The sequence below is a fragment of the Streptomyces sp. NBC_01515 genome, from assembly GCF_045040345.1.
Lineage (GTDB): Bacteria > Actinomycetota > Actinomycetes > Streptomycetales > Streptomycetaceae > Streptomyces.
The window spans coordinates 8,298,149-8,319,423 of record NZ_CP109416.1 but is presented as its reverse complement, the minus strand read 5'-3'; the positions used below and the strand labels follow the sequence as shown (position 1 = coordinate 8,319,423).

14 protein-coding genes are annotated in these 21,275 nt (G+C 71.8%); 6 read left to right on the top strand and 8 right to left on the bottom strand.

All coding sequences use genetic code 11. From position 1 onward, the window contains the following. Positions 1-323 precede the first annotated feature (323 nt). Both OG407_RS37615 and OG407_RS37610 read left to right on the top strand, forming a co-directional pair. Positions 324-3,590 carry an FtsX-like permease family protein gene (locus tag OG407_RS37615; RefSeq protein ID WP_405864156.1) on the top strand — a complete coding sequence of 1,089 codons (3,267 nt, stop codon included), beginning with the start codon at positions 324-326 and terminating at the stop codon, positions 3,588-3,590. 103 nt (positions 3,591-3,693) lie between these two features. Then, positions 3,694-6,552, top strand: a complete 2,859-nt coding sequence (locus OG407_RS37610) for a hypothetical protein (RefSeq protein WP_405864154.1) — start codon at positions 3,694-3,696, stop codon at positions 6,550-6,552. 22 nt (positions 6,553-6,574) lie between these two features. Here the strand turns inward: OG407_RS37610 and OG407_RS37605 are convergent, their stop codons facing one another. From OG407_RS37605 to OG407_RS37595, 3 genes are all read right to left on the bottom strand, one after another. After that, on the bottom strand, positions 6,575-7,534 hold the full coding sequence (locus tag OG407_RS37605; protein WP_405868824.1) for an ABC transporter ATP-binding protein: 960 nt from the start codon (positions 7,532-7,534) through the stop codon (positions 6,575-6,577). Positions 7,535-7,680: 146 nt separating this feature from the next. After that, complete coding sequence (locus OG407_RS37600) at positions 7,681-8,352, bottom strand: ABC transporter ATP-binding protein (protein ID WP_403585258.1); 672 nt, start codon at positions 8,350-8,352, stop codon at positions 7,681-7,683. 160 nt (positions 8,353-8,512) lie between these two features. Next, positions 8,513-9,178 (bottom strand): TetR/AcrR family transcriptional regulator, encoded by a 666-nt coding sequence (locus OG407_RS37595; protein WP_405864152.1) that lies wholly within the window; start codon positions 9,176-9,178, stop codon positions 8,513-8,515. 206 nt (positions 9,179-9,384) lie between these two features. Here OG407_RS37595 and OG407_RS37590 point away from each other — a divergent pair, with 206 nt between their 5' ends. Continuing rightward, positions 9,385-10,863, top strand: coding sequence for an MFS transporter (locus OG407_RS37590; protein ID WP_405864150.1), 1,479 nt, complete (start codon positions 9,385-9,387; stop codon positions 10,861-10,863). Positions 10,864-10,969: 106 nt separating this feature from the next. On the opposite strand, the gene OG407_RS37585 is transcribed toward OG407_RS37590, so the two are convergent. Beyond that, entirely contained in the window at positions 10,970-11,893 is a 924-nt protein-coding gene (locus OG407_RS37585) for an LLM class F420-dependent oxidoreductase (RefSeq protein WP_405864148.1), read from the bottom strand. Between the two features lie 211 nt (positions 11,894-12,104). Between OG407_RS37585 and OG407_RS37580 the strand changes: the two genes are divergently transcribed. Beyond that, positions 12,105-12,269, top strand: coding sequence for a hypothetical protein (locus OG407_RS37580; RefSeq protein WP_403584382.1), 165 nt, complete (start codon positions 12,105-12,107; stop codon positions 12,267-12,269). Between the two features lie 74 nt (positions 12,270-12,343). Here OG407_RS37580 and OG407_RS37575 read toward each other — a convergent pair whose 3' ends face one another. The 4 genes from OG407_RS37575 to OG407_RS37560 all read right to left on the bottom strand — a co-directional run bounded on the left by OG407_RS37575 (position 12,344) and on the right by OG407_RS37560 (position 15,174). After that, entirely contained in the window at positions 12,344-12,817 is a 474-nt protein-coding gene (locus tag OG407_RS37575) for a DUF6099 family protein (RefSeq protein WP_327400701.1), read from the bottom strand. Between the two features lie 211 nt (positions 12,818-13,028). Beyond that, a complete protein-coding gene (locus OG407_RS37570; protein WP_403584378.1) occupies positions 13,029-13,355 on the bottom strand; it encodes a nucleotide pyrophosphohydrolase in 327 nt (108 codons plus the stop codon). After that, a complete protein-coding gene (locus tag OG407_RS37565; protein WP_405868822.1) occupies positions 13,352-14,491 on the bottom strand; it encodes an ATP-binding protein in 1,140 nt (379 codons plus the stop codon). The genes OG407_RS37570 and OG407_RS37565 overlap by 4 nt, the downstream gene beginning before the upstream one ends. A gap of 287 nt (positions 14,492-14,778) precedes the next feature. Continuing rightward, on the bottom strand, positions 14,779-15,174 hold the full coding sequence (locus tag OG407_RS37560) for a cell division protein SepF (protein ID WP_328677648.1): 396 nt from the start codon (positions 15,172-15,174) through the stop codon (positions 14,779-14,781). Positions 15,175-15,373: 199 nt separating this feature from the next. Between OG407_RS37560 and OG407_RS37555 the strand changes: the two genes are divergently transcribed. Together OG407_RS37555 and OG407_RS37550 are read left to right on the top strand one after the other, a co-directional pair. Next, positions 15,374-19,393 carry a molybdopterin-dependent oxidoreductase gene (locus OG407_RS37555; protein WP_405864145.1) on the top strand — a complete coding sequence of 1,340 codons (4,020 nt, stop codon included), beginning with the start codon at positions 15,374-15,376 and terminating at the stop codon, positions 19,391-19,393. A gap of 198 nt (positions 19,394-19,591) precedes the next feature. Further along, positions 19,592-21,268 carry a hypothetical protein gene (locus OG407_RS37550; RefSeq protein ID WP_405864143.1) on the top strand — a complete coding sequence of 559 codons (1,677 nt, stop codon included), beginning with the start codon at positions 19,592-19,594 and terminating at the stop codon, positions 21,266-21,268. Positions 21,269-21,275 lie beyond the last annotated feature (7 nt).

The following is a 21,275-nucleotide window of genomic DNA, read 5'->3' as shown; positions in this document are numbered from 1 at the left end:
GTCTACTGGGCCTCTGAGCTGGGAAAGCGCGCCACCGCGGAACTCGGGGCGCCCGCCCAACGTACAGCGAACGTCCCTGGCGTACTCAGGCATTTTCCCCGCGCACTCCCCCACTGGGCAGCCGTGACGATCAGCTTTTCTTGCGGCGTCGGGGCACGGCTGGTAGGACTGTGGCGCGCCGTCACCGTCACATGTTCGATTCTGCGGGGGTTCATGTGGTCGCCACGGCCTTCACGTCCTCGTCTCGGCGTCGGCCGGATGCTCCAGGCCCAACTAGGCGGCAGATACCCGCAGTTGCCCGGCGAGCCTCGCAGCACGGGCTGGTGCTGGCCGCTGTCTCGGTGACCGTGTTGTTGTGTGCGACGGCGTTGGCCGCGCTCGCGGCGCTGGCGGGGAGTTCGGTGCAGGCCGGGGCCGTACGGCGGCTGGCCGGGGATCTCGGTGCGCAGGTGAACGTCAACGCGGCCTACCGGGCCGGGGGGATGGCCGTCGCCGACCGGGATGTGCGGGCCGCGGCGGAGCGGGTGTTCGCCGGGGTGCCGCAGCGGACGTATGTCGGGCTGCTCGGTACCTCGCCGGTCTCGGTGACGGGGATCGACGGGGTCGCGGGGCCGCCGCGTGGTCCTGGGGGTAGTGGGTTGCACCCCGTCGCGGTTCAAGACGGGGGCAGGTTCGGGGAGTTGGTGGCCGGGCGGTGGCCCGCCGGTACGGGCGACGCCCCGGCCGGTGCCTTCACCTCGCTGCCCGATGTGCCGGTCGCCACCGGGTCCACCGCGCCGGTCGACACGGCGGTGCCCGACGCGCTGGCCAAACGCCTTGGTATCAGGCCCGGTTCGAGCCTTCGGGTGCGGGACGCCTTCAACCGCCCCATGACAATGCGGGTCACCGGGGTCTTCCGGGCGACCGGTGCCGTCGGGTTCTGGCCCGCGATGGCCGGTGACCTGACCGAGGGCGAGACCGCCGACCAGGATCTGCTGGTGGTCTCGGCGTCGGCGCTCAACGGCAGCGCCGTCCTCAACGGCCACTTGACCGCCCACTGGAGCGTGCAGCCCGACCTCTCCAGGCTCGACGCGGACAGCCTCGCCGGGCTGCGCGACCGGCTGCGCGCCTTCTCCGGCAGCCAGAGCGGGGTGTCGGTGTTCGGCGGACGGCAGCCGTCGTTGGACGACCTGACCGTGGCCTCCGGACTGCCGGGCGCGATCGACGACTTGACGGTCCCGACGGTCGCGGCCCGCTCCTCGCTGTACCTGCCGAGCGCGCTGCTCGCGGTCCTCGCCCTGGCCACCCTGGTACTGGCCGCCCGCCAGCTGACCGAACGCCGCCGCGGCGAACTCGCCCTCCAACAGGCCCGGGGCGCGGGCACGTTGAGGCTGCTGCGCGGCGCGACGGCCGAGTGGGCACTGACCGGCGTACCGGCCGCCGTGGCCGCCCCCTTCCTGGCCGGGCTGCTGCACCCCGGCACCCGGGGCGCCGACGCGTGGGCGGCCGTAGGACTGACTCTGCTGGTGCACGCGGCGGCGGTGCTGCTGCCCGTGCTGCCGTCGGCGCGGTCGCGGCCGGCGCGCGGTGCGCGGGCCGCCGCCGCCCAACGGCTGGGTGCCGACCTGGCGTTGCTGGCCGTGGCGACCCTGGGATACCTGGAGTTGCGGCGGCACCACTCGCTGATCGCCGACGCGGGCACCGGCAGCGCGTCCGCGGACCCGGTGCTGGTCCTCGTGCCGACGCTGGTGGCGGGCGCCGCCGCACTGTTGTTGCTACGGCTGCTGCCGCTGACGTCGCTGCTGCTGGACGCGTTCGGGCGGCGTAGCCGGGGGCTCGTACTCGCCCTGGCCGGTTGGCAGTTGAGTCGGCGGGCCGCGCGCAACGCGGGGCCGGTGGTGCTGATGTGCCTGGCCGTGTCGGTGAGCGCCTTCGCCACCACCGCGCTGGCCTGTCTGGGCGGACTGGCCTCCGCGCAGGCCGCGTTCACCGTCGGCGCGGATGTGCGGATCGACTCGTCGGCGGACGACGGTTACCCCTCCGCGGTGCTGGCCTCCGCCTATCGCGCGCTGCCGGGGGTGACCGGCGTGACACCGGTGACGCGGTCGACGGTGAACCTGCCCGGCGGCGCCACCGAGGACCTGGTCGGCACGGTCGGCGGACCCGCGCCCCGCACACTGTCGCCGGTCGTCCCCGGCATCCGGCTCCCCGGCCGGCCGAGCGCGCTGCTGCTGGACGAGCGGCTGCGCAGCGACGGCAGCCGGGTGGCGCCGAGCCTCGAACTGACCGTGCAGGACGCGTCCGGCCTGGTCAGCGTCGTGTCGGCGCGACTGCCCACCGCCGACGGGGCAAGACGTACGGTCGTGGTCCCGCTGGGTGTGGCGCTGAGCGGGGGCCATCCGCGGGCGTATCCGCTGACGGTGACCGCGGTCAGTGTGCTGCCGCAGCCGAATGTCCGTCCTGCGCGGCTGGACCTGGACGTGATGCGGGTCGGTGCGCGCGGCACTGTGGGCAGTTCGGACACTGCGGACACCGGGGACGCCTGGGTCTCTCGACTGCCCGGTGGGCAGGCCTGGTTCGACGGTACGGAGCACGCCGCCGACTCCACCGAGAGTGCGTGCAAAGGGAAGTTGACCGACACCTACAACCCCGGTATGCCCGGGGTGTGCGCGATCGTGCCGGGCGGCTCGGCCGTGCTCCGGACCACGGTCAGCACCGGCATCCACCCCTCCCAGGCGACCTCGGACGCCTTCGGCGGGCTGGCCGACAGCGACTACGCCACCCAACCCGGCAGCCAGGTAAGGCTCGTGGCGGGCCCGGCGGGCGGTCCGGCACCGCTTCCGGTACGCGCCGACGCCTCGACGCTGCGCGCGGCCCGCCTGCACCTGGGCAGCACCACGACACTCGACCTGGGCGGCGGCCGGATCACCGCCAAGATCGTGGGCCGCGTCGACTCACCGCCCGGACTGGGCCGCGGACAGGGCCACTTGATCGCCGACCAGCGCCAACTCGCCACCGCGCTCACCCTGGCGGGTGCCGATCAGCAGGACCCCGCGTTCTGGTGGCTGAACAGCACCGACGGCGAGCGTACGGCCGCTGCCGCCGAGGCGCAGCCCGCGCTGGGCAGCGTCGCGACCACGGCACGCACCGCCGCGTCCCTGCAAGCGGACCCCTTCCGCGCCGGCCTGCGCCGGGTGCTGGAACTGGTCCGGTACCTGGCCCCCGGTTTCGCGGTCATCGCCTTCACCGTCCACGCGGTGGTGTCCACCCGTCAACGCCGCAAGGAGTTCGCCCTCCTCCGCGCGATCGGCGTCCGCGCCACCAGCCTGTCCGCGCTCCTGGGCGCCGAGCAGGTGGGGTTGGCGTTGTTCGCGGTGGTGCCGGGGGCGTTGATGGGGATGGCGCTGGCGTCGGCGGTGCTGCCGCTGGTCACGGTGGACGACACCGGAGAGGTCCCGTATCCGCCGCTGCCGCAGGTGATTCCCTGGGGCACGGTGGCGTTGACGGCGGTGGCAACTGCGCTGGCCATCAGTGTGGTTGTGCTGGGGCTGGCGCGGTTGTTGGCCCGGGTGGATCTGGTGCGGGTGTTGCGGGCGGGGGAGGACCGTTGAGCCGGGGGCCCGATCGGAGAGCGCGGACGGTGACCCAACTCGCAGACACGGAAGCGGCGTTGTCGCGACCCATGGGACCGAGTACGACAGGAATGGGCAGACGGTGACCCGAACCATGGACACGGACGCGGCGGTGGCACGACCCGTGAAGCCGGGCCCGGCGGTAACCCGCCGTCTGATCCGCAAGGAGACCCGTGGTGACCTGCCGATGTTGGTCTGCCTGGCGGTACTTGTCCTGGTGCTGACGGCGTTGTGCGCGTGGGCCCCCGCCCTCGCGGGGCGCCAGGAGGACCGGGCGTTGCGGCAACGCGTCGACGCCGCACAGGCCCAGGCCCCGCTCATCAGCCTGAGCACCACGCCGGAGATCTTCAACACCTCACCGCCCACCGTGGACATGGCCACTTTGCTCGCCGCCGGCCGCACCCTCACCCACCCGCTCAGCGGCGGAGCCGCGCGGCACCTGTCCTTCACCGGCGGCGGCAGCTACGACTACGACCCGGCGTCCCTGCTGTCACCCCGCCCGCCGGGCCCGGCGATCACCAGCACCCAGCTGACGGCCAGTTACCTGCCGTCCGCGCGGACCCATCTCCGCTACGTCAGCGGTCGCGCGCCCGCCGACCACACACCGCTGACCACCACGCCCCAGATCAGCCTGTCGCAAGCTACAGCGCAGGCGCTGCGCGTCCGGACCGGCAGCCGACTGAGCCTGGAGTTCGCCAAGACGCCAGGGGCACAAACCTCCGCGCCACAAGCGGAGTTGGTGGTGAGCGGCGTCTACCGCACCACGGCCAGCACCGACGGCTTCTGGACCGGCCGCGAGACCCTGGACCAGCCCTCGCGTTACCCGGCGGAACGCTCCACCGGCACGGTCCTCGCCGTCCGCGGCCTCGTCGGCCGCGACGCCGCCGACCTGTTGGCCGGTGCCGGGGTGGGTGGCCCCCGGGTGACCTGGCAGTTGCGCGCCGATCTGTCCGGGGCGGCGCTCGACCGGGCCCGCGCGCTGACCGGGCCGCTGTCCCACTTCAGCGCGGACCTGAGCGCCGCGCTGTGCCAGGGCAGCGACTGGGTCACCGGTGACATCAGTTGCCAGGTCGGCGGCCAGTCCACCCAGTCCCTGCTGGTGACCGACTCCCTGACCCCGCTCCTCACCACGTTCACGGCCCAGGACCGACAGGCCCGAGCGCTCGCGACGTACGCCGTCGACGCACTCGCCGGGGTCGCGCTGGCCACCGTAGCCGTAGCGGTACGACTGCTGCTGCGCCGACGCCGGCCACACCTGCGGTTGCAGCGCGCACGGGGCGCGTCCACCGCCCGGCTGGTGCTGCTGCGCTGCGCCGTGGCCTGGCCGGTGGTACTGGTCGCCGCGCTGCTCGGCTGGGCGACCGGCGGGGCCCTCGCGCCCACCGGCACATCCGGTTCGCCGCAACCGTTGCCCGCCGTCCTCGTCACTGCAGTGGTGCTCCTGACGGTGCCGCTGATGACCTGGCTGGCGGTCCGCGAGCCACGCCGACCCGGCCGACTGCGCCGCACGCGCCGGAAGACCGCCGTTGGCAGGCGCGTGGTCCTGGAACTGACGGTGCTGCTCGCGACGGCGGCGGGCGTGACCGCGCTCCGCTCACAGGGCCCCGACGGAATCCTGGGCGCGGTACCGGTACTGGTGGCACTGTCCGTCGTACTGATCCTGCTGCGCGTCTACCCGCTCGTACTCCGCCTGGTGCTACGGCAGACCCGTCGCGGCCGGGGCGTAGTGGGCTTCGTCGGTGCGGCCCGGGCCGCGCACGACGCCCCGGCGACCGGACTGGCCCTGTTCGTCCTGGTGTTGACCCTGGGCACGGCGGTGTTCGGGGGCCTGGTGCAGCGCACGGTCGACGATGGGCTGGCGACGGGGGCGGCGTGGACCACCGGGGCTGACGCGAGCGCGACGGTGGCGGGGACCGCGACTCCTGCCGGGTCCAGCAATATCGCCCCGACCGGCATCCGGACCGCCTTCCAGCATCTGCGCACCCTCGACCTCGCGGGGCAGGCCGACGGTGCGGTGGTCTCGCAGGTCGCCGTGGTCACCGTCGATCCTCGTCAACTGGCCGCCGTCGCCCCGAAGTCACCGCTGGCCGCTGTCCTGCTGTCCGGGCTGACCATCCCGTCGGGGACCCGGGTGGACGCGAGTGTCCCGCTGCCGTCCCTCCTCTCGCCCGACCTGCGGACGCGCGAGCGCGCCGGTGGCTTCACCACCACCGTGGTGACCCAGGGGCAGCCCCCGGTGAACCTGACCCTCAAGCCGGTCGGCACCCTCACCACCGCCGAACTGCGCGACCCCCTCCTCGGCCCGGTCACGGCGCAACTCCCCCCAGGAACACCGCTGTTGATCACCACCGCCGGCGCCGACCGCCTCCTGCCCCAGCAGGACTCGGGCAGTACCGTCCTGCTCCTCAAGGGCGACGGTCCCGCGGCACTGCGATCGGCGGCAGCCAAGGCGCTCGGCCCGCTGGCCCAGATCCGCGTGCGCACCGAGGCGCTGAGCACCCTGCGCGCGGACGGACTGACCCAGGGCCTCGGCACGGTCTACACGACCAGTTCGATCCTGGCCGCGCTGTCCGGTCTGCTCGCGCTCGCCCTGGAACTGACCCTGACCTCGCACGAACGCAGCCGAACCACCTCGTTCCTGCGCACACTCGGACTCGGCGGCAAGGAGGCCGGGGCGATCCACTTCCTGCAACTACTGCCCCTGGCGCTGGCCTCAGCAGTCGGCGGAACGCTGCTCGGCCTGCTCGAACCCCGGCTGCTCGCCGGGACGTTGGACCTACGACAGTTCACCGGCGGCCCGGCCCAACCAGCCCTGCACACCGACTACTCACTGACCCTCGCCCTCGTCGCCGGCGTGACCGCACTGATCCTGGCCGCCGCGGCGACCGAGACGGTCCTCGCCCGCAGGCGCCGCCTGGGAGCCGTGCTTCGGCTGACCTGAACACTCCCTGGGGGAAAGCCGGTTACCGCACAGTCTCCGTGCCGTCCGCCTCGGACTTCGCCCGCCGAGCCGCCTCGTCGGGCCATACGCCGATGTGGTCGCTCTCCAGGGCCAGCCGTACCCGCTTGCGCAGATGCAGCCGCTCCGTGAACTCGCTCGGCAGTTGCAGCCGCCCGCTGGCATCCAGTACCGCGTACTCCTCCGCGGTGAGCACCTCGACACCGTCCTCGTCGGTGGCGACCCGGCGCAACACCTCGGTGGACGTACGGCCGTTGCGGATCCGTACCGTCCGCTGGACCTGCTCGGAGACCAACGCGTCGTGGGTCACGACGATCACGGTGACGCCCAACTCCTCGTTGGCCCGGCGCAGCGCGGCGAAGACCTCGTCGCTGGTGGCGGTGTCGAGTTCACCGGTGGGTTCGTCGGCGAACAGCACCCGGGGCTCGTTGGCATTGGCCACGGCGACCGCGACCCGCTGCTGCTCACCGCCGGAGAGCGTGTCGGGCGTACGGTCCCGGCAGTGGCCGACGGACAGCAGGTCGAGCAACTCCTCCGCCCGCGCCCGGCGTTGGGAACGCTTGATCCCGGTGTACGTCATCGGAAGCATCACGTTCTCGGCCGCCGAGAGGTACGGCAGCAGGTTCCGGGAGGTCTGCTGCCAGACGAAACCCACGGTCCCGCGACGGTAGTCGAGCCGCTCCCGGCGCTTCATCGCCAGCAGGTCGTGCCCGGCTACCTCGGCCGCGCCCGCGGTCGGCACGTCCTGGCCGGAGAGGATGCCCAGCAGGGTGGACTTACCGGAACCGGACGCCCCGATCACCGCGATCATCTCGCCCTGGGCCACGGCCAGATCGAGCCCCTGGAGGGCCTGCACCTCGACGCCCTCGGTCTGGTAGATCCGCACCAGGTTCTCGCAGACGACCAGCCCCTCCTCGCGCCGCGGCACCGCGGCCTCGGCGGCCCGCCGCCGCAGCTCGTCCAAGTCCGGTGCCCCGGTGGGCTGTTGGTGAACTGCCACACGGTCCCCCGAGGAGATGAGAGGAGATGGGAGGAGATGAAATGAAGTCCGCGGTTGCCGATAACGATGTCGGACCGCGGCCAGCGTAGTGCGGAAGACCGCCGACGCGGTCAGTCGTCCTCGACGATCCGTCCGTCCCGAAGTTCGAGCACCCGGTCGGCCAGCGCCAGGAGTTGCGTGTCGTGCGTGGCGACGAGCGCGGTGACCGACTCGCTGCGGACGACCGCACGCAGCAGATCCATCACGGTGAGACCGGTGTCCGCGTCGAGCTGGCCGGTGGGTTCGTCGGCGATGATCAGGGCCGGGTTGTTGGCGAGCGCGCGGGCGATCGCGACCCGCTGCTGCTGGCCGCCGGACAGCTCGCCGGGGCGCTGGTCCGCGTGGTCGGAGAGGCCGACCAGGGACAGCAACAGGTCTACGCGTGCCTCGCGTTCACGGGTCGGGACCTTCCGCAGGCGCAACGGCACCCCGACGTTCTCGGCGGCGGTCAGGATCGGGATGAGCCCGAAGGACTGGAAGACGAAGCCGATCCGGTCCCGGCGCAGCGCCAGCAGCTCGTCGTCACCGAGCCCGGCCAAGTCCGTGCCGTCCAGGGTGATCCGGCCGCCGTCCGGAGTGTCGAGGCCCCCGACCAGATTGAGCACGGTGGTCTTCCCGGACCCGGATCGCCCCCGGAGCGCGACGAGTTCACCGCGCGGCACGCTGAAGGAGACACCGCGCAGGGCATGAACAGCCGTGTCGCCACTGCCGTAGGTGCGGCGCAGCTCCTCGACCACCACCATCGCGCCGCCCGCCGCCGCCCCGGCATCCGCGACAGCGCCACGCCCACCGAACTGCTCGCTCACACGCCCTCCCCCACCCCGCCCCGGTCCTGCAACCGCACCGTACGGTACGCCGACCGCCCAAGTCCCCGTACCCGCACGGCGGAACGACCCGCCGATCTCAGACCGACGCCCCGCCCGCCAGCCGCTCCACCGTCGTGACCGTCTGGTCGAGGATCGCGTCGTAGAGACGCGCGTGGGCGGCGGGCAGCCCGGCGAGGAGAGGGCGCAGGGCGTCCGCCGCGGGGTCGGGGCCGGGGAGTTCGTCGAGCAGGGCCGTCATCTCCTCGTCCGGTCTGCGGTAGCCCTCGTAGACGGCGTGGCCGAGCATCGTCGAGGAGATGAGGGCCACGGCGAGGGCCAGGTCCTCGGCGGAGAGGCCGGCCGGGGTGAGGATCTCGCGGAGGCGGGTCAGGCCGGGGAGCCAGGCGGGGTGCCGGGTGGTCGTCATGTACGGCATGAGCTGCGGGTAGGGGCGGAGGTTGGCCTGGGCCGCCCGCATCCAGGCGCGGAGGCGGTCCGGCCAGGGGCCGTCGGCGATGGGGGCGCGCTCCATGGCCTCCAGGACGTGGTCGGCGGTCGCCTGGAGGAGGGCGTCGCGGTCCGGGAAGTAGCGGTAGAGGGCCATGGGGGCGGCGCCGACGACGTCGGCCACGCGCTTGATGGTGAGGGAGACGGCCGGTTCGGCGAGCAGGACCTCGACCGCGCCCTCGACGATCCGCTCCCGCGACAGCCGGGGCGGGCGCCCCCTGCCCCTGCGGCCGGAACCCGTCGCCACCTGCGTCATCCGTTGTACCTCTCCGTCCGCGACAGCCGTGCCCGGACAGGGGAAGGCTACCGCTCCGGTACCTCTCCATCCGGGCTCCGGTGCCTCTCCATCCCGCCTCCGCCTATTTTGCGTACGTCATACGAAAAACATGCCAGACTCGTTTCGTTCAGCCCCGTGTCGCACGCACCAGCAGGCATCAGCACGCATCAGCCGGAGGCTTCGCCATGTCCGCGTCCAGCTCCTCCTCCCCACCCGTTCCCGTCGAGGGGGTCGTACCGTCGCGCTCCGGCGCCGTCGTCTGGGTCCTGGCCCTCGGCGGGATCACCGTCTCGCTGATGCAGACGCTGATCATCCCGATCGTGCCCGAACTCCCCAAGCTGCTGAACTCCTCGCCGTCCGACGCCACTTGGACGATCACCGCGACCCTGCTCGCCGGTGCCGTCGCCAACCCGGTCGTGGGACGGCTCGGGGACATGTACGGCAAGCGGCGGATGCTGCTGCTCAGCCTGGTGCTGCTGATCGTCGGGTCCGTGATCGGCGCGCTCAGCGACTCGCTCGTGCCGATGATCGTCGGGCGGACCTTCCAGGGCGTCTCGATGGCCGTCATCCCGCTCGGCATCAGCATCATGCGCGACGAACTCCCGCCCGAACGGCTGGGATCGGCAACGGCGTTGATGAGTGCGTCGCTGGGTGTGGGCGGTGCGCTCGGGCTGCCGACGGCCGCGTTCATCGCCGAGAAGGCGGACTGGCACGTGCTGTTCTGGACGGCGGCGGTGCTCGGCGCCGTCGTGGCCGCGCTCGTCGTGACGCTCGTACCGGAGTCGGCGGTGCGCAGCGGCGGCCGGTTCGACGTGGTCGGCGGCGTCGGGATGTCGATCGGTCTGGTGTGTCTGCTGCTGGCCATCTCCAAGGGTGCGGACTGGGGTTGGGACAGCGGCACGACAACGGGCCTGCTCGCCATGGCAGTTGTGGTGTTGCTGGTGTGGGGCTGGTGGGAACTGCGTACCGTACGGCCGCTGGTCGATCTGCGCACCACCGCGCGCCGCCAGGTCCTCCTCACCAACCTCGCGTCCGTGGTGTTCGGCTTCGCCATGTTCGCGATGTCGCTCGCCGTGCCGCAACTGCTCCAACTGCCCACGTCCACCGGCTACGGCCTCGGCCAGACCGTGCTCGCGGCGGGGCTCGCGCTCGGCCCGTCCGGCCTGGTGATGATGGCGACGGCACCGCTCTCCGCGCGGATCTCGGCGACGGCCGGCCCCAAGGTCACCCTGATGCTGGGCGCGCTCATCGTGGCCGCCGGTTACGGGCTGGGGGTCGTCATGATGGCCGCGGTCTGGCAGGTCGTGGTGGTGTGCTGCGTGATCTCCGCGGGCGTCGGTTTCGCCTACGGCGCGATGCCCGCGCTCATCATGGGCGCCGTGCCGCTGTCCGAGACGGCCGCCGCGAACAGCCTCAACAGTCTGATGCGGTCCATCGGTACGTCCGCCTCCAGCGCCGTCGCCGGAGTCGTCCTGGCCCACATGACGACGAGCTTCGGCTCCCTCACCGTCCCCTCCCACAGCGGCTTCCGCGTGATCATGGGCATCGGTTCGGCGGCCTCGCTCGCGGCCCTGGTGCTGGCCGCGTTCCTGCCGGGGCGACGGGTCCCGGCGGATGCGGGGGTGCCTGCGGCGGCCTCCGCCGGGGCGGGGGCGCGGAGCTAGGTGTCCTGAAGAAGTGTGACAGTTTCGCCGAAAGTGTCACATTTTCCAGAGAGGGGTAGGTGCGGCGGACGGGGTCTCCACACCCCGCCCGCGTCCCGTACGTCGGCTACGACAACTGCGTCTGCACCTGGGCCGAGATCAGCTCCAGGTGATCCAGGTCGGCGAGGTCGAGGACCTGGAGGTAGATGCGCTCGGCGCCGATCCCGGCGTAGCGGCCGATCTTGTCGACGACCTCGGACGGGGTGCCCGCCAGGCCGTTCTCCTTGAGTTCGTCGACCTCGCGGCCGATCACGGCGGCGCGGCGGGCGACTTCCTGGTCGTCCTTGCCGACGCAGACCACGAGGGCGTTGGAGTACGTGAGGTCGTCGGCCTTGCGGCCGGCCGCCTCTGCGGCGGCACGGACCCGGCCGAACTGCCGCTCGCTGTCCTCGATCGAGGCGAACGGCATGTTGAACTCGTCGGCGAACCGCGCGGTCAGCCTCGGGGTGCGGCTCGCGCCGTGGCCGCCGATCAGCACGGGGATCTTCGCCTGCGTCGGCTTGGGCAGCGCGGGCGAGTCGGTGAGGTCGTAGTGCGTGCCGTGGAAGTCGAAGGTGTCGCCGGGCTCGGTCGCCCACAGGCCGGTGACGATCGCGAGCTGCTCCTCCAGGCGCGCGAACTTCTCCTTCGGGAACGGGATGCCGTACGCGGTGTGCTCCTGCTCGAACCAGCCCGCGCCCAGGCCGAGTTCGACCCGGCCGCCCGACATCTGGTCGACCTGCGCGACCTGGATGGCGAGGACGCCGGGGAGGCGGAAGGTGCCGGCCGTCATCAGGGTGCCCAGCCGGATGCGCTTGGTCTCGCGGGCGAGGCCGGCCAGGGTGATCCAGGCGTCGGTGGGGCCGGGGAGCCCGTCACCCGAGCCCATGCTCAGGTAATGATCAGAGCGGAAGAAGGCGTCGAAGCCCAGGTCTTCGGTGGCCTTGGCCACGGCGAGCAAGGTGTCGTAGGTCGCCCCCTGCTGGGGCTCGGTGAAGATGCGCAGATCCATGGTTCCATCCTGCACGCCCGGGTCCCGGTCAACCCCATCGGTCCCTACGGCCCATCTCGTGCCCGGTCGGGTGAAATTGCGTCAACCGTGCGCACGGGGGGCGCCCGCGCCAGTGACCGGCCCCGTTGATGATCGTTGGCTCGGGCGGAGCCGGACCGCCCGGATTCCCGCCTCCTCCTCGCCGGGGAGGCCACGGGCCGAGGAGGCCGTCATGTCCGAAGAAGCCGTGCCGCAGCAGGGTGGACCTGCGCAACCGAAGGGGTTGTTGCAGCAGATGGAAGAGCTGATGGCATCCCTGAACGCCGACCTCTCCGCCCTGGACGCGGACCTGCAGTCGACGTCGATGGACACCACGGATCGCGTGAAGCGCCCTTAAAGGGGTGCGGGGAACTGCGCGACCAGCCACGACGGCGTCGCGCAGACCCTACAAACCGCAACTCCCGCGCACCGTCATCCCGCCTCCCGTTCCGGTATCGCCGCAGCTTCCCGGTCCGCCAGTCTCCGCAACATCTCCAGCACCCGGTCCCGGGACTCGTCCGCCGCGTCGATCGCCTCCATGCACTGCCAGTACGTCCCCTCGTCGTCCGCCGCGCAGGCGATGCCGACGAGGGCGATACCGACCTCCCCGAGCAGACCGCCCAGGCACAGCAGGGCGAGGCGGGCGTCGCCCAACTCCGTGAGCTGGGCCGCGCGTAAGTCCTCGATGGCGAGCACCGGGGTGTCGAGGACTCCGCAGCCCCGGCCCGCCAGCTCGGTCAACCCCAGTGCCTCGCCCCGCAGTTCGGGTGGCCCGAAGACCGCGAGGCGGCTGCCTATCGCCTGGGCGAGCGCCTGCGCCTGCCACACCTCCGTCAGGGTCTCCGGCACGTCGCCGCTTCCGGCCAGGGCGCGCCTGCTCGTCACGATGAGCCGCATCGCGTCCATGCGCTGCCCCTGTCATGTCCCGACGCGCTGTTCGCACGTCCGCCCGAACTCCCCTGTCCACTACCCAGAGTGAGAGTCCCTGAGACGAAAAGCCAGAGGAAGGCGGAAATCTGTGGACAACAAATCGGTTGCGGACAGATGAATGACTCCGGAGAGTGAAAATGGACGCTCCGACTCCAACAAACGGTCGGCTACGACTACGAGTTGTCGGCTACGGCGCCGGAAACCTGCCCTCGTTCCGGTCGATCTTCGCGTCCAGCGCCGCGAGCGGATCGATGCCGAGCACCTCGCACAGTTGGAGCAAGTACGCGAGGACGTCGGCGACTTCGTCCCGCACCCGGTGCGCGCTGTCCGGGTCGTCCATCACCCGCGCCGACTCCTCGGGGGTCAACCACTGGAAGATCTCGACGAGTTCGGAGGCCTCCACACTGAGCGCGGAGACGAGGTTCTTGGGGGTGTGGTAGGGCTGCCAGTTCCGCGTGGCCGCGAACTCGGCCAGTCTGCGCTGCAGTTTCGCCACGTCGAGATGTTCTGTCACGGATCCAGGTCTACCACTGTGACGCCGTCGATCTGAGTCGCCCAGGACGCGTCGCTCACCGCGCCGACCAGCCGGATGTGCCCGCGCTCGCACATCCGCGCCGCGAGCCGCAGCAGTTCGGCCCGTTGCCGTACGTCCACTCCCCGGTCGAGGCCGTCGGCGAGGACGGTCAGGGTCTGCATCGCGGCCGGGACCTCGCCGGGCGGGTCGACCTCCAGGACGCCGGGGCCGGTGAGGAGCACCAACGCCAGTGCCGTGTACCGGAGTTCGCCGTCACCGAGCCGCTCGAAGGCGGTGCGCAGGCCGTCGCCCCGGTCGAGCACCGCGCGGAGCAGGCCGTCGGCCAGCGGTTCCGCGAGGACGTCCACCACCGGCCCGGCACACCCCGTACGCACCGCCGTGACGAGCTGCCCGTGCCGACGCCCGCACTCGGACCGGGTGCGCCACAGCACGTCGGCGAGGTTGCCGCAGTCCCGCAGCAGCCGCCCGTCGCCGATCGGCACGGCATCGCGCATCCGCTCGGGTACCGGATCGCAGGCGAAGACGGAGCGCAGGGCGACCACCATCTGCTCGGCGGCGGCGAGGACTTGGCGCTGCCCGTCGGTCTTCCCGGCGACCCGTAACGGCAGCAGGGCGGTGCCGAGCCGGTCGTCCGGCAGGGGTGCGCGGGTGACCGGCGACGAACCCGCCGTATGCCAGGCGGCCTGCACGAAACGGCGGGACGGGTCGCGCAGCGCGGTCTCCAGGAGGACCAGGCCGCCCGACGTCAACCGCTCGCCCACGATGCGCAGTTCGGGCTCGGCCTGCACGGCGACGTCGAGCCGTACCGGACCCTCGGGCCCGTCCGCCGTGCACCCGATACGGAACCCGCGTCGGCGCTGGGCGTCGGGCCGGGCCCGCTCCGGGACGCAGGCGACCGGGTCCGGGAAGACCTCGCCCACCTCGCTCCCGCCGCCGAGCCGCGCGAGTGCCTCGTACGCCCGCAGCGCACTCGTCTTGCCGCAGCCGCTGGGCCCGGTGAAGAGGGTGAGCGACCCGAGCGGGAATCCGGCGCCCCGGTGCGTGGCGAACGCCGACAGGCGCAGCTCGGTGAGGTGCGGCCGGTCGGGGTGCGCCTCGACGCGCCCGGGGTCCATCGGCTCGGGCGTCCGCGACGACGGTGGGGCGACACCGGCCGACGGCTCCGGTGCGGGCCGGGCCCGGTGCGAGGTGGCTTCGGGCGACCGCCCCTGCGGCGGCACGGACTCGGCCGACCGGGAGGACGCGGGCGGCGTGGTGAACCGGGAGGAGCCGGACGGCTGGGGCGACTGTGCTGACACGGTCATATCCGGACCGTAGGCCTCCGCCGTCAGGCGAACCGTTCCGCCCCGGAGACCTTCCTACGATCGAGGGACCGGCCCTGTCTCTCCCGTCGCCCGGGGTCTCACACGCCCGGAACGCCCGCGCCCTCCATCAGTCCCTGCACCTCGGTCCCCGGCGGGGTGAGCAGGAACACGTTCCGGTCGACGCGGGTCATGCCGCTGGCCAGGCCGAAGACGACGCCCGTGCTGAAGTCCAGCACCCGCTTGGCGACCTCCGTCTCCGCGCCGGTGAGGTCGAGCAGCACCGGGATGCCCGCCATCAGGGTCTCCGCGACCTCGCGGGCGTCCCCGAACACATTCACGCGGAGGACGACGAAGCGGCGGCGCGGCTCGGTCCGGGCCTCGGGTATCGAACGGTGGCCCACGGCGGACGGCCAGGCGTCGCGCCCCCGCAGCGGCACTACCTGGGCGAGCCCTTCCCACTGTTCGTCGGTGACATCGTGGCTGTTCACCGGCATGCTCCGTCCTGGGTCGCGCTGGCAGTCTGCATCCGCCAATTGTTGCGCACTGTCACCCGTTCAGCCCAACTGCGACACACTCCGCGACAAGATCGGGCCGCATCTCACAGTGGACCCCGGCCGGTTGTGCACCGGGCGTAACCCCTCATGATCGGGGAGCGTGACCTCGGCGTAACGGGCAATTCGTACGGTCTACGGCATGACGAAGCCCCCCACGCGACAGGTACGGACGGTCTGCTCGTACTGCGGCGTGGGCTGCGGCATGCTGCTCGACGTCGGCGCGGGCCCCGACGGCAGTCCTACGGTCCTCAGGGTGTCCGGCGACAAGGCGCACCCGGCGAACGGCGGGCGGCTCTGCACCAAGGGCGCCACCACGGCCGAGATGCTCGCCGCACCGGGCCGGCTGACCGGGGCGCTCGTGCGGGGCGAGCGCGGCGAGGAGTTGATGCGGGCACCCGTGACCGACGCGATCGCCGAGACCGCGCGACGGCTTCGGCGGATCGTCGACGAGCACGGGCCGGACGCGGTCGCCCTCTATGTCTCCGGGCAAATGAGCCTGGAGGCGCAGTACTTGGCGAACAAGCTGGCCAAGGGGTTCATCGGGACGAACCAGATCGAGTCCAACTCCCGGCTGTGCATGGCGAGTGCGGGCGCCGGTTACAAGTCGTCGCTGGGCGCGGACGGGCCGCCGGGGTCGTACGAGGACTTCGAGCGGGCGGACGTGTTCCTGGTCATCGGCTCCAACATGGCCGACTGCCATCCGATTCTCTTCCTGCGGATGATGGAACGGGTCAAGGCGGGCGCCAAGTTGATCGTCGTCGACCCGCGCCGGACGGCCACGGCGGCGAAGGCGGACCTCTACCTCCAGATCGCGCCGGGCACCGATCTCGCCCTGCTCAACGGCCTGTTGAGGCTGCTGCACGAGAACGGCCACACCGACCCGGAGTTCATCGCCATGCACACCGAGGGCTGGGAGGCGCTGCCCGCGTTCCTCGCCGACTACGCGCCGGACACCGTCGCCGCCCTCACCGGCCTCGCCGAGGACGACATCCGTACGGCGGCCCGGCTGATCGGCGAGGCGGGCGAGTGGATGAGCTGCTGGACGATGGGCCTCAACCAGTCCACGCACGGGACTTGGAACACCAACGCCCTGATCAATCTGCATCTCGCGACCGGCGCCATCTGCCGCCCCGGCAGCGGCCCGTTCTCCCTCACCGGCCAGCCGAACGCGATGGGCGGCCGTGAAATGGGCTACATGGGACCGGGGTTGCCGGGCCAGCGGTCCGTACTCGTCGACGCGGAACGGGAGTTCACCGAGGAGGTGTGGGGTCTGCCGCCCGACAGCATCCGCGCGGACGGTGTCGGCCGAGGGACCGTGGAGATGTTCCGGAAGATGGCCGACGGCGACATCAAGGCCTGCTGGATCATCTGCACCAACCCGGTCGCCTCGGTCGCCAACCGACGCACCGTCATCGAGGGCCTGGAAACAGCCGAGTTCGTCGTCACCCAGGACGTCTTCACCGACACCGAGACCAACGCCTACGCCGACGTCGTCCTCCCCGGCGCACTGTGGACCGAGTCCGAGGGCGTCCTCGTCAACAGCGAACGCACCCTCACGCTGGCCCGCCCCGTAGTCGCCCCACCCGGCGAGGCGATGCCCGACTGGCGGATCATCGCGTCCGTCGCCTGCGCGATGGGCTACGAGAAGGGCTTCTCCTACGACAGTGCCGAGCAGGTCTTCGAGGAGATACGGCAGTTCAGGAACCCGGTGACCGGCTGGGATCTGCGCGGGGTGACGTACGAGCGGTTGCGGTCCACGCCGGTGCAGTGGCCGTCGGCGGAGGAGACCGGGCCGGACCGCAACCCCATCCGGTACGTGGGCGGGGGCGAGCTGCGCTTCCCGACGGCCAGTGGCCGAGCCGTCTTTCACGCCCGCCCGCACCTGCCGGCCGCCGAACTGCCCGACGACGACTACCCGTTCGTGCTGAACACCGGGCGGTTGCAGCACCAGTGGCACACGCTGACGAAAACCGGCAAGGTCGCCAAGCTCAACAAGCTGAACCCCGGGCCGTTCGTGGAGCTGCATCCGCTGGACGCAATGGAGTTGGGGATCGCGGAGGGCGACTCGGTGGAGGTCGCTTCGCGGCGGGGGCGGGCGGTGCTGCCGGCCGTGGTGACCGACCGGGTGCGGCCGGGGAACTGTTTCGCGCCGTTCCACTGGAACGACCTCTTCGGCGAGTATCTGAGCGTCAACGCGGTGACGAACGACGCGGTGGATCCGGTGTCGTTCCAGCCGGAGTTCAAGGTGTGCGCGGTGTCGCTGGCGAAGGTGGCGAGTGCCGCACCGGCACGGGCGGAGGTCGTCGTGCCGGCCGCCACCACCCCGGCCGGGAATCCCTTCGGACTCGATCCCGTCCCGCCGCCCGTCCTCACCGCACGCGAACGCCTCTACCTGACCGGCTTCCTCGCGGGCATCGAATCCGGCGCCCCGGGTGTCCCGACGCTTCCGCCGGACGCGCCCTTCGGCGCCGAGCACGCGGTGTGGGTCAACGGCGTGCTGGCCGGGATGTATTCACGGTCGACGCCCACTCCCCCGCCCCAACAACCGCGCCCCGGACGGCAGATCGTCGTCCTGTGGGCCTCGCAGACCGGCAACGCCGAGGAACTGGCGACGGCCACCGCCGAACGGCTGGGCTCGGCCGGGCACCGGGCGACCCTGCTCGGCATGGACCAGGCCGACGCCGGCACGCTCCCCGCCGACGCCGATCTCCTCTTCATCACCAGCACGTTCGGCGACGGCGACGCCCCCGACAACGGCTCCGGCTTCTGGGACACGCTCGCCGGTGAACAGGCACCGCGGCTGGACGGAGTGCGGTTCGCGGTGCTCGCCCTGGGCGACTCGTCGTACGACGACTTCTGCGGGCACGGGCGCCGACTGGACGCCCGGCTCGACGAGTTGGGCGGGGTGCGGCTGGCCCCGCGCACGGACTGCGAGCCGGACTTCGAGCCGTCGGCGGACGCCTGGCTGGGCCAGGTCATCACGGCGCTCGGCACCGACACCGAAGCCCCGGCATCACCGCCCCGGGTCAGCAAGCCCGCCCCCGCCGCCGCCCGGCTCGTCGGCAACCGCCTGCTCAGCCGGCCCGGAGCGGGCAAGGAGGTCCGCCGCTTCACCTTCGACACCAGCGGCACCGACCTGACGTACGAGACCGGTGACGCACTCGGCGTCCGGCCGGTCAACTCCCCCTCCCTGGTGGACGAATGGCTCACCGCCACCGGCACCGACGCCACAACGGTCGTAGCACTGGAAGGTGTTGGCGAGCTGTCCTTCGCCGAGGCGCTGCATCGGCAGTTGGACATCACCCGGATCACCCCGGATCTGCTGCGCTTCGTGGCCGAACGGGCGCGGGACGACCGGGAGTTGCGCGGGCTGCTCCGGCCCGACAACAAGGACCGGCTGGCGCAGTGGAGTTGGGGGCGGCAGGCGGTCGATGTGCTCGCCGAGTATCCGGTGAAGGCGGGGGCCGAGGAGTGGGCCGGGGTGCTCAAGAGGCTTCAGCCGCGGCTGTATTCGATCTCGTCCAGTCCGCTCGTCGACCCGCACAGCGTCTCGCTGACGGTGTCGGTGGTGCGGTACGAGGGGCTCAACGGGCGTCCGCGCGGCGGAGTTTGCTCGCCGTTCCTCGCCGATGCCGACGCCGACGCAGAGGCGGGGACCGAAGTCCCGGTGTTCGTGCAGCGCTCGCCGCACTTCCGGCCGCCCGCCGATCCCGCGACGCCGATGGTGATGGTCGGGCCCGGTACCGGTGTCGCGCCGTTCGTCGGGTTCCTTCAGGAGCGGCGCGCGCTCGGACATCCCGCGCCGAACTGGCTGTTCTTCGGGGAGCAGCATCGCGGGACGGACTTCTACTACGAGGAGGAGTTGACGGGGTTGTTGGGCGAGGGCTCGCTCGCCCGCCTCGACACGGCGTTCTCCCGGGACCAGCGCGCCAAAGTGTACGTACAGGACCGGATGCGGGAGCACGGGCCGGAGTTGTGGCACTGGTTGCGGGAGGGTGCCCACTTCTACGTGTGCGGGGACGCCTCGCGGATGGCGAAGGACGTGGATCGCGCGCTGCGTGACATCGCGGTCGCGCACGGCGGGCTGGACGAGGGCGAGGCTGCCGCGTACGTGAAGCAACTGGCGGCGGCGAAGCGGTATGTGCGCGATGTTTACTGAATGAACTGATGGCCACGGCGAGTTGAACAACGCCGTTCGAGTTTGCCCCATTTAGGCCACAACGAGGCCTTCTTACCCATCTCACACCGGAATCTTCTCGATTGCCGACACCTCGCTCACCAGGCGGGATTAGCGTCTTGTGTCGTGCACTTGGCAGAAACACATCAGGTGGCACCCGGTCGGCGGACACAGTCGGCGGTGTCCGCCCCGGAACCCCCCGCGCAGTGGCACCGCGTCCTCACCCTGCTGGCCGACATCAGTCTCTTCATCGGCGTCCGCTCGGTGTGGACGCAGGCGGCCGGCCATCGGCTCGTCGTGGCGGCGGTCGTCTGCCTCTGCTACGCGTCGATCCTGGTGTGCGGGGTGCTGGCACTGGTGGTGCGCCGGTCGCGGTCGCTGGCCCGGGTCGATCTCGTCGTCCTGGTGACCGCGGTCCTGCTGACACTGTCCGCGTGGTCCGTGTTCCACAACGGCGGCGACGAGGCGGTCCTCACCACCCAGGCCGCCAAGGAACTGGTCGCCGGCCACCCGATCTACGGCCAGCCCTGGCCATGGCTCTTCCATTCCGGCCAGGGCGTCGCGCTCACCCCGACGGTCACCGGCGGCTACGACTACACCTACGGCTACCCGCCGTTGGAGACGCTGCTGACGGCGCCCCTGCTGTGGATCGGGCACGGCGGCGCCCCCGCGACGGCCGTCGCGACCGGCGCGCTCATCGCCGCCGCCGTCCTGATGTGGCGGCTGCTGCCCACGCAGTGGCGGTCGGCGGCCACCATGGCCTGCCTCGGCCTGGGCATGCTCCCGACCTACGGCCGCCAGGGCTATCCCGCCGTGCTCGCCATGGCGTTGCTGGTGCCGGTGGTGGTCCGCTGGCCCCGGATCGGCAGCGGCGGTCGGCTCGGCCGGGCCGGGATCGCCCAGGCCATGTGCCTGGGGGCGGCCTGCGCGGCACAGCAACTCCCCTGGTTCCTCACGCCGTTCCTGCTCGCCGGGATCTACGCGGTGCGGCGCGGTGAACTCGGTTCCCGGCAGGCCGCGTTGGTGCTGCTGCGGATCGTCGGGGTGGCCGTCACCGTGTGGCTGCTGATCAACACGTACTTCATCGTGCACGAGCCGGGCACCTGGCTGCGGGGCATCGCGCTGCCGCTGACGCAGGGCGCGGTGGTGCACGGTCAGGGCCTGGTGGACATCTCGCTGTACTTCACGAACGGCAGCGACCGGCTCGACTGGTACTCCCACGCGAGCATGCTGCTGGCGGCGGGCCTGCTCGCCGTATTCGTGCTGTTCGTACGGCGGTTGGGGCCGGCGGCGACCGTGCTGCCCTGGTGCGCCTTCTATCTGGCGACCCGTTCGCAGGACGGCTACTACCTGCTGATGACGCCGCTGTGGCTGGCCTCGGCGGTGACCGCGCCGATCACCGAGTTCCGTACGGCGTGGCAGCCGCGCCCCCGGCTGCTGTCCGGCCCGCACCGCCGGCAGGCCCGGGTCGCGGCGGCCGTGCTGCTGGTCACGCCCGCGCTGGCGAGCGCCGCCGTGGCGGCGACGGGGGCACCGCCGATGGACATGCGACTCACCGGTGTGCGGCGCGCGTTGCCCACCGTCGTGACCCGGCTGACCCTCAAGGTGACCAACACGTCCGGCACCGCCCTCACCCCGCACTACACGCTCACCACGGGCCAGGGCATGAGCAGGTACTGGTCCCAGGTGGGCGGCCCGGCGACGCTGCCCGCGCACAGCACGGAGACCATCGAACTCCGGCCGCCCAACGGGGCGTTCACCCTGCCGCACAAGAAGGTCCGCATCCGGGTGCGTGCCTTCACCGCCACCCCGCAGACGCTGTCCAGCTCGGACATCCGCCTGCGGCTTGCCGATTGACGGTCCG

Excerpts from the sequence above, each read along its gene's own strand:
- OG407_RS37600 (WP_403585258.1), bottom strand. The coding sequence starts at position 8,352 with ATGGTGGTGGTCGAGGAGCTGCGCCGCACCTACGGCAGTGGCGACACG.
- OG407_RS37565 (WP_405868822.1), bottom strand. The coding sequence starts at position 14,491 with ATGGACCCCGGGCGCGTCGAGGCGCACCCCGACCGGCCGCACCTCACC.
- OG407_RS37585 (WP_405864148.1), bottom strand. The coding sequence starts at position 11,893 with ATGGATCTGCGCATCTTCACCGAGCCCCAGCAGGGGGCGACCTACGAC.
- OG407_RS37590 (WP_405864150.1), top strand. The coding sequence starts at position 9,385 with ATGTCCGCGTCCAGCTCCTCCTCCCCACCCGTTCCCGTCGAGGGGGTC.
- OG407_RS37575 (WP_327400701.1), bottom strand. The coding sequence starts at position 12,817 with ATGGACGCGATGCGGCTCATCGTGACGAGCAGGCGCGCCCTGGCCGGA.
- OG407_RS37560 (WP_328677648.1), bottom strand. The coding sequence starts at position 15,174 with ATGCCGGTGAACAGCCACGATGTCACCGACGAACAGTGGGAAGGGCTC.
- OG407_RS37580 (WP_403584382.1), top strand. The coding sequence starts at position 12,105 with ATGTCCGAAGAAGCCGTGCCGCAGCAGGGTGGACCTGCGCAACCGAAG.
- OG407_RS37595 (WP_405864152.1), bottom strand. The coding sequence starts at position 9,178 with ATGACGCAGGTGGCGACGGGTTCCGGCCGCAGGGGCAGGGGGCGCCCG.
- OG407_RS37555 (WP_405864145.1), top strand. The coding sequence starts at position 15,374 with ATGACGAAGCCCCCCACGCGACAGGTACGGACGGTCTGCTCGTACTGC.